Origin of the sequence: Sphingobacterium sp. UDSM-2020 (assembly GCF_016132525.1) — a bacterium.
Taxonomy (GTDB): Bacteria; Bacteroidota; Bacteroidia; order Sphingobacteriales; family Sphingobacteriaceae; genus Sphingobacterium; species Sphingobacterium anhuiense.
The window spans coordinates 1,905,075-1,917,721 of sequence record NZ_CP066166.1 but is presented as its reverse complement, the minus strand read 5'-3'; the positions used below and the strand labels follow the sequence as shown (position 1 = coordinate 1,917,721).

Sequence of the window (12,647 nt, the reverse complement as noted above, 5' to 3'; positions counted from 1 at the left end):
TAATTGGTTTTTAATTGGTTATAGAATGACTCATAATGGTGTATTCAAAGGGGTGGTCACTTGGAAAAGTAACCCATAGCAATTATTCCCTTAGGAAAAATCTAAGTGGTATTTTCGGTCTCATAATTTTGGTTATTAAATATGAGAACGAATATAGAATTGGAGGGTATAATAGAAGATTAACAGAACATTAACAACGGGCCAAAACAAACATTAACAACTGTATATCAGCGCTATAAAATATTTTTATTTTATACTTTCTTTAAAGCTCTTTGGGTAAGGCTCCCCGTACATACGGGCATATACTTGGCAAAAGTTTTCATAACATTGCAGGGCAACGCTATAATATCCTAACTGAAGTAAAGAACGGCATTTAAAAATCATGGCCTCTTCATTGACTTCATCAAAATAAAAAATCTTGTTACAGATCTCGATAATTAACGAGGCGTTGTCCGAAATCTGGATATGTTCTATAATATTTCCTAAAGTGGTTAATACCTGAATAGAAATTTCACTTTTAAAATGGTCAAGCCACTCGTAATCTACTTCAAACAAAAAGCCTCCTTTATCGATAATGTCAAGCAGCTCCCTGATCTCAGTTTCACTGAAAACTTTTTTATTTGATACGAGATGATTGAATCTTAAGTAATCGATATAAATGCTATCCAAAGGTTCAAAACACCAATAGCCACTTTTTTTGGAAACTTTAAAATCCCCTAGCAATTCCAGCAAACTATTCAATTTGGCAATATTGACTGATCTATTATTTCGGGCACTCGCTTGTGTCTTATCTGACCAAAATAATTCAGTTAATTTTTCCGAACTGATCCCTCTTTCCCAACGGACAGTATACAGAATAAAAATCAGAAGCAATTCTTTTAGCAGTGGTGAAAACTTTTTTGTAATTTCTTTCCCATTCTGATCCAAAACCTGCAGATCTCCACCAAATAGATAAATACCAGCAGTATCCATTGTTTTATGCGGCTCCTTTAGTGTAGCGGGAATAGATATGATTTCACCAGTCACAACGACTTTCTCTTCTTTTTCTGGGCTAACATTCGTATTACTTTTAACCCCTTTAGATATTTTTTTACGATATAAGAACCAAGACAATAGCAAGAGTGCTATTGTTGTCCCAAAAGCGAGTATGTAGTTTAATACGACAGATTTAGATGTTAAGGAGATTTGTGGTTCAAATGGCAAGGGTGGTGCCATAAGAGTATATACTGTAGCATTGGTCAGATCCGTCTTATCATCATACAGTAAAGTGACAGCCACAAAAGTTTTTGAATTTGGCGCAAAATAGAGATCTGCAAATGATCGGATATCGTGAAAAGGGAAAGCGATACTGTTTCCTAAAAATTGGCTTTGTGTTTTGTTCAAATTACTCGCGACCAATTGCAACTTAGACTTAAATCTAGAATTGGAGAATACTAATCCATAAAACAGCCCATTATGTTCATCAACCACCAAACTGTTTGCCCATACCATGTCTGCCAGGCTATTAGGGAACTCATAGCGCTTTATGATCTTTTTGTGCTGTAAATCTAGTTTTAAAAATTCATTGGAGACCCGTGGATTGAGCATCTGATTACCCGTTGAGCTCCCATATCCTCCAGCAAGATAAACTCCATCTTTATCTTGCCCCATACCAGCAAGATAATGCGGAAAAATCTCATCGCCACTTAAAGCTACACTATCCCACTGCTGACTTGGGACATGGTATCGGAGTACACTCGATTTATACTTAAAGTGACCATAACCTCCGATCATATAAATACTGCTGTCGCTTATATTATAACATTTATTGAACCACCAGTAATTTGTTCCAACCGCTGGATAGTCAAACTGTCTGTCCCAGCTTCGACTTATTGAATCATAGCTTGCTACAATTTTTTGATCCACCGAGATGTTAAGTACTTTTTTCCGAATAGGATCAAAAAGAGATTGGCTCCCATTAACAAGTTGAAGTTCCCCATTGGTATATTCCTGAGAACGCAAATAGTCACTTCCGACCTTATTGACAATTAAACGATTAGTTCCAACAAAAAATAGTGTTTCCTCATCAGCATCGAAAGCCACACTCGCCTGTCCTTCTAATTTAAAAGAAGATTGCATCTTCCATTCGCTACGTAACTGTTTTATCCAGATTGGATTTAAGATTTCTGCAGGGTTTTTCGCATAAATATCCAGATTTTTTATACCGAAATACTCATCCAAAGGCCAATAAAACTTAGGTTTTGAATTGTCAGCTATCCGAATATCCTTTATACGCATGGGGGGTACATCCATCGTTTTGAAACTTTTCAGACTATTGGCGCCAAATGCCAGTTTGAACTGTGTCTTGATATTTCTTTTCAATTTATAAGGATAGGACTTACCCCCTACTTCAAAATTTAATTCTTTTTTATCCACATCTAGATCCAGTCGCATAGATGTCCATTTGTAGTATAAATCAAGGGGAGCAATATTAAAAGAGATGGGTGTAAAATCCTCTCCAACCACTAGCTTAAAATGATTACCCTGATCAAGACGCCTATCATAAATTAAATCTATATTCAGACCATCTTCAGTCATTAACCGAAAGATATATCCAAAATAATCTTGCTGAAATGGCAAAAAAGATAGGTCAAATGATACAGAAACTTTATGCTGAAAGGAAATATATTCTTTTGATCCAATAAGCAGACCTGTACGCTTATCAGCCTCCATATTATGACTGGAAAATTCCAAACCATACTGCGCCGATCCAATCTGATAGATCAGTATGAATAATAGAAATAGTAGAAAATGTTTTGATTTTCCTTTCACAATTTGGTTTATGCCTTATCTCAAAAATATAAAATTATAAATGAAATATAACAATATAAGACAAATTTGGCCAATTTGCTTCATCATTAATGGTATTGCTGTAACACAATTTCTTTACGTCAAAAACCTCTTGTGTAGCATGGGTAGATGAGGACATTTATATGAAATCATCAAAAAAAGATATTTAATAAAAAATAATGCTCGGTCAAATCGAGAAGCAAGAGTACATATTTAAATTCCTAACTTTAATATAAAATATATAAGCATACCATGTCGGAGTTATTCAGAAAACATTTAGAAAAATTCGTCACGATTGATGATGAGACGTTTCATGAAATATTGACGTATTTTAACACAAAACAGGTCGCCAAAAAAGAAAATTTACTGCAGGAAGGCCAAGTTTGCAAGCATCATTATTTTGTTGTTCATGGTTTACTCCGTAAATTCTTTATCAATGAAAAAGGTACCGAACAAACAACAGAATTTGCTATCGAAACCTGGTGGCTCACCGATAATATTGCATATGAGCATAAACAAACGACGTCCTGTTACATTCAAGCAGTAGAAAAAACGCAAGTGCTATATATAGATCAGGAAAGTCAAGAAAAACTTTTAGCTGCATTTCCGGTTATGGAACGCTATTTTCGATTTATCTATCAAAGAGCATATGCCGCCGCACAGTTGCGCGTACACTATCTTTTTTCATTATCTAAAGAGGAGTTTTATTTAAGTTTGGCGCATAAACACCCTGAATTTGTACAAAGAGTACCTCAATATCTTATTGCCTCTTTTCTTGGTTTTACGCCAGAATATTTAAGTGAAATCCGGAAGAAAAGTGTTTCTTAAACCAGTTTAACTTTTTAAAATTTTACAATACCCATTTTTGTACTGTTAACAATAATTATTAAAAAATAAAACTATGCAAAATCGTATTAATATCGGTTCCGTAGAACCCAATGCATTAAAGGCAATGATGGGCCTTGAAACGTATATCGCTCAAGCTCCGATTTCAAAATCGCTAAAAGAGCTTATTAAAATTCGTGCTTCTCAAATTAATGGATGTGCTTATTGCATCGATATGCACACCAAGGATGCGTTGAAAAACGGAGAAACAAACCAACGTATTTTTCTGCTAAGTGCATGGCATGAAACACATGATATTTTTACCAAAGAGGAAAAGGTAGTGCTTAAAATTACAGAAGAAGTAACACTAATCCATAAAAACGGATTAACTGACGAAACCTACGACAAAGCTTTAAAGTTCTTTTCCGATAATCAGATCGCTCAAATCATCATGGCAGTTGTAGTGATTAATGCCTGGAACAGAATTGCAATCAGTGGCCATCTAAAAATCGAAGAAGCCCACGGATAAAGCTCTTTAAAAGAAACCGTATATTTTCTTATCTACGGTTTCTTTCCAACTCACTTACTTTCTCACCTACTAACATCTTAACTTGCTAACCTCTTAGCAAGTGACACAATAATCCAGCGACGTAGTAAATTGTTAAAACCTACTCACCACATAAGTTTCTAACATTTAAACAAGTATACAGTCTCCTTCGACACACTTATTCACACATTTCAACACGTTTTCCACATTTTGTTAACAACACAGAAAGACAAAATGGAAATTTGCACTAAAACAACCTCAGAAAACCGCTTTCCACAGTTTTACTGACAATATGTGGAGAAAGTAATTAACATTGTTAGTTCAATAATGTTAATTAACAAAAATTCAATTTCTATCAACAAGATATGCACTTATGAACATAAAACACATATAAAAGATGAGATTCAAACTATTTACACCGAACACCAAATTTCAATTTATTGAGTTATCCACATGTTATCCACACATTAGCGATATCTAATTACTGAAAAATTTGAATTCGTCAAAAATATGCGCAAATAACACTAAAATCGAACATTGTGCATATTATGTGGAAAAAGTAATCCACACCTATTCAACATCCAATTTCATTCACACAAAAACAACTATTACTCACAATATGTGGATATCTTGGCATTTATCATTTACAATTAAAGGCTCTCAAAATTATTTATCACCTGTGTCGTACAATTTTTCCACTTATATTAACATGTTATCCACATTTTATAAACATCCTTTATAAAATAAAAATAACGGTATTCAAAAAAATGAAAATTAGGGGTCAATTAACCATTTTGTGAACAGCATGTGGAAAAAGTAATTAACATTACTAAATAGTGTATTCTCCCCAGCTTTAAGATGTATAAAATTTAAAAAAGAAATTTTCAACTAATAGCAACGTATACCCGATATAAGGTTAGTATAATCCAAAAATAAAATCGAATGCATTTTTTTTAAAGCATGATGATCGGTATAAAATAAGCAATCACTAAAAAAACAGATCGGTAAAAAGAATTTATTGTGCTTATGGATCGGGGTCGACAATCGAAATTATCTCAAATAAAGGATAATTCTGATTGAATTACAATAATTTTTAAAAACATCAAGATTCATGTTACCACATATAAACTGCCTTATTTGAGCATATAGACGCTTTTACGAGAATTTAAACGCTTTAAGTCAAAAAAAATTAGCCATTGGTTAACTTTTCTACAGATAAAATACTTATATTGCATAGCTATATGTTGATGACCTAAGATATTTCAATGGCTAGAAAAACTTACCAAGGAGAAAAAAACAACAAAAGTAGAACGATGAATAAGCTGATTCAAGCTGTTGGAATTGTTCTGAAACAAAAAGGATATACTGGATTAACCGTGAGCAACATTACGGCCGAAGCTGGTGTAGATAGAAAACTCGTCTCTGTTTATTTTGGTTCCGTAAACAATCTCATTGAAACCTATATTAAAGGAAAAAATTATTGGGATACCATTAACGAAAGTGCGATAAACCTTTTAACTACTGCTCCTGAAACAAGTACACGCCTCATTCTTGAAAATCTATTATTGACTCAACTTGAACATTTCACGAACGACGAAGAAATGCAAAAAGTTGTGCTCTGGCAGATTAGTGAAAATACAGAGCTCATGGCTCACGTAACAGCAAACAGAGAGGAAATTTACCCCTTGCTTTTTCCCAAAGCCGATCAGGAACTAAAAGATCAACAAGTAGATTTAAGAGCGATTTCCAGTATCTTGGTTGCCGGCATTTATTATCTTGTCCTGCATACTAAAACAACTAATAGCACATTTTGCGAAATAGACCTCACAACAGACCAAGGAATGGGAAGAATTAAAACAACAATAAAAAAAATATTAGAAGATATCTATAGCATAGTTTAACGTGGCCAAGTCACGAAGTGACGGAGCACAACCCGAACTTTCCAACCTACTCACGCTCCAACGACCTAACAGTATCACGTTCTTTATAACATCATTATGTGACTTCATTACATTGGATATACCTCTCATAATCACTAATTTTAATCAGTGTTAAGCATATAATAATTATGAGAATTATGAAAAAGAACCTAATATTATCTTTATTTGCCCTGGTCGCGCTATGTCTGGGACAACAAGCCAAAGCTCAAGTAAGTACAGCCCCCGTAACGGTCAACATTGATTTGCAAGCAGCCGTCCTGTCCATTGCTTTAGATGCAGCACCAACGGTCAATTTTGTTTATGGAACAGCAGCAGAATATACGGCTTCCAAAACAGTGACAAAACCGGGACATCTCACGGTGATCAGTAATAAACCATATGATCTAGCAGTAAGTGCCGACGGTCTATTTACCTCGTCAAACTCAACTAATACCACAAATCTTCCTGCGCTGGGCATAGTGGGCATAACCGTTGATGCCGCAACCCTACATGGAGGAACTCTGACCCCCGTAACGGCACTAACACAGGTTGATCAAGAATTTATATCGGCGGCCAATGCAGAAATAAATGCAGTTTATAATATCAGCTATACTATAGCAGATCCAAGTTCATTAATTTCTTTACCTTTAGAGGTTTACACCACAACGGTAACGTATACCGCAACACAATTGTAAACAAATCAGTAGCACACTTTATCTTAATCTGTGAAATTTTATTTAACGCTAGTTTTTCTATACCTAAATACCCTGACCTATGCTCAGGGTATTTCTGTTTCGCCTTCCCGTATTTTTTTTAAGGGAGAACCTGGGCAGACAGTCAGTCAAACCATTTCCTTTAGCAACACCTCAACATCCGAATTCTATTTTGTAGCAAATATGAAAGACTGGGATCGTGATTCCTTAGGTGTCAAAAAATATTACCCTGTAGGCCAGCGCAAGCAATCCAATGCCACATGGTTATTGCTATCGGAAAACTCTGTCAGGTTAGCACCGGGCGAGACTAAAAATATCAATCTCAACATGACCATTCCGCCTGAAGCCACCTCGCTTGTATTAACCAATAGCATGCTATTTTTCACACAGGTGAAAGAACAGAAAGGTGAACTTCAAAAGGGCGTGAACATGAACGTCCTCCTTGAAATGGGCATCCAGATTTATCATGTCCCTACTGGCCTGCCAACTGGAGATCTGGAATTTTTAGCTTTTGAAGATAAAGGTCTCATCACGCCGGAAGGCGGCAATAGCGTCCGGAAAATGCTTGTTAAAGTGAAAAACACGGGTCAGATCAATAAAGATGCTTACGTTCGTTTCGAACTGACCAATATCGAGACTGGAGAAGAGGTCCCGGTCAAATCAATTGCAATAGCAATGTTACCCGAGGCAGAACAATGGATTCAACTGGATTTACCAGCAACACTCAAAGGACGCTACCTCGCTGTAGCTATCCTAGATGCCGGAACTCAATATGACTTGAAAATTGCAGAAAAAGAAATTACATATTAAGAGCGCCCTTTTATTAGCAGCAAGCCTGTACACCATACATGTACAGGCTCAAATCAATGTGAATCTACCAGCAGCAAATATCACCGCAAGAACAGATTATCAACAAAATTTCACATCCGGAAACTATGCCTCTGCACTCGGCCTATTACCTACAATCGGTGTCAAGTCCAATACCGCTAATTTCAATAATACGCTTGGAGGTAATGGTCCTGCTCCACTCAATTTGGCACATATCAAGCTGGTCTCTATTAATAATCTCACGGTTCTGGGTACTTTTACAGAAATTGCCCTTTCCACGACCAATCAAAATATATTTGCAGCAGTTGCCAGTGTTGCTTCCGGCACTGTCCTCAACAACTTACGCTTGGCTACAGCTGGCTTCACTTGGGTGGCAGGAACATATACTGCTGAGCTATTTTTTTTAGCTCCCGGTCTTTTAGGGGGGAATGTGATCACTCCAGCAACCCATACGATGAATATTATTGTTCCTTCTTTTATAACGCCATTAACCACCGCAGGAACGACCAGCATTTTAGTTAACAATTTGAGTTTTTATCGTACACCCGCAGGTATTAGTGCAAGTAAAGCCATTAATCTTACAAACACCGTAAATTATAGACCAAGTTTACAGACAGGTAATTCAAATTTCAGTTTTAGCACCACATTACCGTACAATAGCCTGCCAGTCACTCCTGTTTCTTCAGTGGCAACTACTCTAACGGCAATCCCTACAGCAACGCCTATAACACTATCAACCACAGCTCAGGGATTAACCCCCGTTGCTGGACTTGCTGTACCCACGAATAATTCGCAGACACTGAATTACGCATTCTCAATAGATGCAACAAAACTTAAAGCGGGATTTTTACAGGCAGGAACCTATTCAGTACCGATCACTTACACCTGGAACAAGCCAACTGCTACCTATCCTACAGGAACTTTACAAGCGCAGGGTGTTGGCAGTCTGGAGATTGTGGTCAGCGATTTAAGTGAAATAATAGCAAACCAATCAACAGTTAACTTAACCTTTTCAACAGCTAGTCATTACCAGAACGGTGTTAACCAAGATATGCCAGCGCACTTAAAATTGAGTAAAACCACGCCTTATAACGTGTATGTAAGAGCCACTTCGGCAAACTTTGCCTCTGGAGTTAATAGCGTTCCACTAAATGTCATGCGGATAGGACCGATGCCAGGTCAAACCGGTATGCAGACCGTAACCTTGTCTGCCACCCCACAGCAACTTATTAATGGAGCTGACCCTGTAATCGACAGATCCTTAAATATCAGATACAGCATTCCTGCATCAGAAACTTCAAAATTGCTCAACAAACCGGCAGGAACATATACAACGAATATTATCTTTAGTTTTGTGGCTCCTTAAAAACGTTTAATACCCACTTTTCTACGCTCATCTTTATAATTAAAATCTTGGAGATAAACAGTTCCTTTTTCACTTAGATCAATTTCCTGATTCGGATTTTCAATCGAAAAGGGCATACCTGCCGTCGGTATTGTGACATTGTAATTCCCCAATGGCAGGAAAAAGGTAAAGTTGCCATCAGCATCACTCAATGTCGTGAACGTATTACTTTCCTTATCGACTGCATTAATCCGAATACCGGATAGCTCCGGATTTGTTTGCAGGTATTTACCTGCTATAGGCTTAATTCTACCTTTTAAAATTCGTGTTTTCACCAAAGGAATAGCTAGCCGTTGATTTTTTGTTAGAACAATACTGATGGGTCCCTGAGCTACCCAGCCTTGATTATTTTCAACAAGGACAGCATATGAACCCTTAGCCATATTTAAAAATTTCACCCGTCCTTTTCCATCGGTACTCGCTACATCTTCGGCAATTTTAACCACAACTGCTTCGGGAGTTGCTTCATCAGGATCTTTAACGCCATTTTTATTCTTGTCGTCAAAAAAAGACAACTGCAACATATGTCCTTTCGCACTATTAAATTTAGAAAATTTCTTTTCAATACCTACTCGAAACTGTCGGTTATTAAACGATATGGTTTCTACAGCATTTGCCTCAGATAGATAATTGAGAGGAAGGCGGTTGCGCATAAAATTATAAAAGATGTCAGCAGTGAGACTCCAGTTCCCTTTTAAATGCCATTTGGCATTTCCATTAACCGATAAATTATTACTTCGGGAAAATCCATAATAGCTGTACATACCCGCGACCTGTGCCTGCAGCGTTCCCTTAAAACTATTGATCTGCATATTGGGTCCAAAAGAATAAATTCTAAAATTTGCATCCGATGCCGTAGCAAGCAAATCGTTTAAGTAGTAAGGATTTATTTGGATATAGGTATTAAAACCGATAAAGCGATATCCATAGGTACCCGTCACACGTAACGAATGAAAGGGAGAAAGCGGCTTATTGGAAGTATTCTTATACGTATAGCCATAATCTGTGCGCAGGGAAAACCGATGTCCCGTACTAAAAAAATTGACATCACCGATTCCTCTAATGGCATTTGATTTCCAATTTGCAGGACCGATACCTGGAATTCCAAAGCCTTGATAATCCACTTCCTGAAAAATAAAATAAGGCCTAAAATCCAGTTGAAATTTGCCCAGACCAGTATGATAACCAAGCTCATAAATCTGGATCCGACTAGGATTATTAATGTAATAATCTTTATACCTTTCCTGAAATTTGGGATTATTATCCAGATAACTGATCCGGGCAGCGATACTTTGATTATTTTCTAACACCTTACTGATCCGGGTATCACTCTGTATTAAACCCCTCCGCAAACCAGTATAATAGGGAGAGCTGTAATAATTCATACTCATTATCTGATACTGTTCTGTGCTATAGTTATAATTAATGCCCATGGCAAAAGCATGCTTGCTTCCATTATAATCTGTACGCTCCATACTGTACCCTCCTTCCAGCCCCAATTGTTGCTGTGCATTGAACCGGACTGCAGTCTTTCCGCTTACCTGATCGCTCTTGATCTCACGATAACTGTGTTCACGATGTAAATAGGTGAGGTAACTTTCCTGATTATCCTCCGATCGAACAGCATAATTAGCTCCGATAATTTTCGCTCCAGGAATCAAATTCTGCAGCTGACTGAATAGCATATAATTATTTTCGACTCCGTAGAGACTGATCGAGCGATTTTTACTAAATTTATAACTCGCTTTAACTCCTCTTCCACTAATCGTCTGATCCAGATTTTCATAAATATTCCCGACTTTAACGCCCCAGTCTTTATCTTGATAATCGATATAGGTGTCATAAGCATTTAACGCCTTTTGTTCCTGATAATAATCGATATTCAGTCTGTAGTTCAGATTTTTGTTTTCTTCGAGCTCCAGATCTCCATAAGCCTGAAACTGATAAATAGAATTTCCTTGTCCCAAACTGAGGTACTGCAAGGCGACCGTATTGTTATTAAAATCACTTTCAAGATTGTTAATAGCTCCAAACCGCTTAACACTTCCAACCCGCATAATTCGGACACGACTAGCCGCTAAGATTCGCCCCTCTTCATCAATCCCTTGCATGACAAAGTCAAAATCCTGAAAACTACTTTTATACCGCATAGTAGCCGTTAAAGGAAGTAGTGTCTGCCCCCCGGGCTGTAAGGTAACCTGCATAACGTCTCCGGTAATGGTAAAGCCTTGAGGATAGCCTGAAAAAAGAAGCTTAAATGTAATCGGTACAAGTCCAAAATTTGATGCCTGCACGAGCAACTGTACCTGATTGGTGGAAAGATCCAAATAATATGCTGGCTGTTCCGTTTGTAACACAAGTGTTTTTTCATCATTCAATTTGATGAAAAAAGATACCGGTTTGGGTAAACGGATGGATTGATCATCACTAGAAAAACCGATTGAAAAAGATTGATGATTGCTTTTTAAGATATTCCGATCACCCATATACTTTAATGGGTAGCTTTTTTGCTCCCGAGCTTGTAATATAATTCGCTGCGGCAGCTTTATTAATCCCGATAAAGACATCGTCTCAACAGCTGAAGGGATCAGTTCGATGGTTTTATCCGTTAAATTACGGATACTGATTTTATTAGAAAATGTCTGACCTCCTGTTACGCTTACTGTATCCTGATCAAAGCTTATGGCCACATCAGCAACCTGTTGACTTTTCGCTTCGGATAAGAAAACACATGAGCAACACATCAGAAACAAGAAACTCCACAGACATTTTATGCGCATATCAGGAAATTCAAATTATAACAAAAATCAGTCTTAATTCGGTCAGTGAGAAATATATAAAGTCACATCTTCATGTTACGAAATAATCTCTACATCGACAATTGCGCAATCAGTTCGCCTTTACTGTTGATATTTAATTTTCGATATACACGTTTGATATAAATACGTACCGTATCTAATGATATTTTATATTCTTCCGCAATCAGCTTATAACTCAATCCTTCAACGATACCATTGGCTACTTGAAGCTCACGCGCCGTGAGCAGATCTTCGTATTTTTTTGAACTAAAAGCCTGGTTGATCAGTGCCCTATTGATAGTAGGACTGATAAAAGAACCTTGATTAAGCGTAATAAGTATGGCATGCACAAGATCCTGCATACACGTACCCTTCAGCAGATAACTGACGGCTCCGTTTCGAAAACATTTACGAACAATTTTTACATCCGTTAGATTAGTCAATATGATCACCTCAGACATTGGAAAAAGCTTTTTTACTTTTTCCATGATCAAGGTATCTTGGTGTTCAATATCGAGCAGCAACACATCAGGAACTGGAGATTTTTCCTCCCGGGTTAAATTGCAGTATTCCAAATCAAAAAGAATTGTTATAGGAATAGCGGTGCCACCCAACGTGTGTGTCACAAGAATACGCTTAATAGCCTCTCGAGTATGTGCGTTGTTATCAATAATTCCCACTTTAATCATAATACAGTTGTACTTAAAATTTAGGTGATCGGTTTATAAAAATATTCAAAACTTAAACTTGTTATTGAACATCTATACTATTGATTAAAGATAA

9 protein-coding genes are annotated in these 12,647 nt (G+C 37.0%); 6 read left to right on the top strand and 3 right to left on the bottom strand.

Annotated features, from left to right (window positions below):
- Positions 1-246: 246 nt before the first annotated feature.
- Positions 247-2,811 (bottom strand): galactose oxidase, encoded by a 2,565-nt coding sequence (locus tag JAZ75_RS08315; protein ID WP_208701153.1) that lies wholly within the window; start codon positions 2,809-2,811, stop codon positions 247-249.
- Positions 2,812-3,081: 270 nt separating this feature from the next.
- Here JAZ75_RS08315 and JAZ75_RS08310 point away from each other — a divergent pair, with 270 nt between their 5' ends.
- The 6 genes from JAZ75_RS08310 (at position 3,082) to JAZ75_RS08285 (ending at position 9,027) form a co-directional block, all read left to right on the top strand.
- Positions 3,082-3,657 carry a Crp/Fnr family transcriptional regulator gene (locus JAZ75_RS08310; RefSeq protein WP_208701150.1) on the top strand — a complete coding sequence of 192 codons (576 nt, stop codon included), beginning with the start codon at positions 3,082-3,084 and terminating at the stop codon, positions 3,655-3,657.
- 73 nt (positions 3,658-3,730) lie between these two features.
- The gene (locus JAZ75_RS08305) at positions 3,731-4,183 is read left to right on the top strand and encodes a carboxymuconolactone decarboxylase family protein (RefSeq protein WP_183917693.1); all 453 of its coding nucleotides are present in this window, start codon (positions 3,731-3,733) and stop codon (positions 4,181-4,183) included.
- A gap of 1,283 nt (positions 4,184-5,466) precedes the next feature.
- Positions 5,467-6,102: a TetR/AcrR family transcriptional regulator gene (locus JAZ75_RS08300; RefSeq protein ID WP_208701148.1), complete on the top strand. Its 636-nt coding sequence runs from the start codon at positions 5,467-5,469 to the stop codon at positions 6,100-6,102.
- A 176-nt stretch (positions 6,103-6,278) separates the two neighbouring features.
- Positions 6,279-6,815, top strand: a complete 537-nt coding sequence (locus JAZ75_RS08295) for a hypothetical protein (RefSeq protein WP_208701146.1) — start codon at positions 6,279-6,281, stop codon at positions 6,813-6,815.
- Between the two features lie 30 nt (positions 6,816-6,845).
- Entirely contained in the window at positions 6,846-7,643 is a 798-nt protein-coding gene (locus tag JAZ75_RS08290) for a hypothetical protein (protein ID WP_208701144.1), read from the top strand.
- Positions 7,618-9,027 (top strand): hypothetical protein, encoded by a 1,410-nt coding sequence (locus JAZ75_RS08285; protein ID WP_208701142.1) that lies wholly within the window; start codon positions 7,618-7,620, stop codon positions 9,025-9,027. The genes JAZ75_RS08290 and JAZ75_RS08285 overlap by 26 nt, the downstream gene beginning before the upstream one ends.
- Here JAZ75_RS08285 and JAZ75_RS08280 read toward each other — a convergent pair.
- Both JAZ75_RS08280 and JAZ75_RS08275 read right to left on the bottom strand, forming a co-directional pair.
- The gene (locus JAZ75_RS08280; RefSeq protein WP_208701140.1) at positions 9,024-11,846 is read right to left on the bottom strand and encodes a collagen binding domain-containing protein; all 2,823 of its coding nucleotides are present in this window, start codon (positions 11,844-11,846) and stop codon (positions 9,024-9,026) included. The genes JAZ75_RS08285 and JAZ75_RS08280 overlap by 4 nt on opposite strands.
- An 89-nt stretch (positions 11,847-11,935) precedes the next feature.
- Entirely contained in the window at positions 11,936-12,553 is a 618-nt protein-coding gene (locus tag JAZ75_RS08275) for a LuxR C-terminal-related transcriptional regulator (RefSeq protein ID WP_132769583.1), read from the bottom strand.
- Between the last annotated feature and the right edge of the window lie 94 nt (positions 12,554-12,647).

Coding starts and splice junctions, on each gene's coding strand:
- JAZ75_RS08275 (WP_132769583.1), bottom strand. CDS start 12,553: ATGATTAAAGTGGGAATTATTGATAACAACGCACATACTCGAGAGGCT.
- JAZ75_RS08295 (WP_208701146.1), top strand. CDS start 6,279: ATGAAAAAGAACCTAATATTATCTTTATTTGCCCTGGTCGCGCTATGT.
- JAZ75_RS08300 (WP_208701148.1), top strand. CDS start 5,467: ATGGCTAGAAAAACTTACCAAGGAGAAAAAAACAACAAAAGTAGAACG.
- JAZ75_RS08280 (WP_208701140.1), bottom strand. CDS start 11,846: ATGCGCATAAAATGTCTGTGGAGTTTCTTGTTTCTGATGTGTTGCTCA.
- JAZ75_RS08310 (WP_208701150.1), top strand. CDS start 3,082: ATGTCGGAGTTATTCAGAAAACATTTAGAAAAATTCGTCACGATTGAT.
- JAZ75_RS08305 (WP_183917693.1), top strand. CDS start 3,731: ATGCAAAATCGTATTAATATCGGTTCCGTAGAACCCAATGCATTAAAG.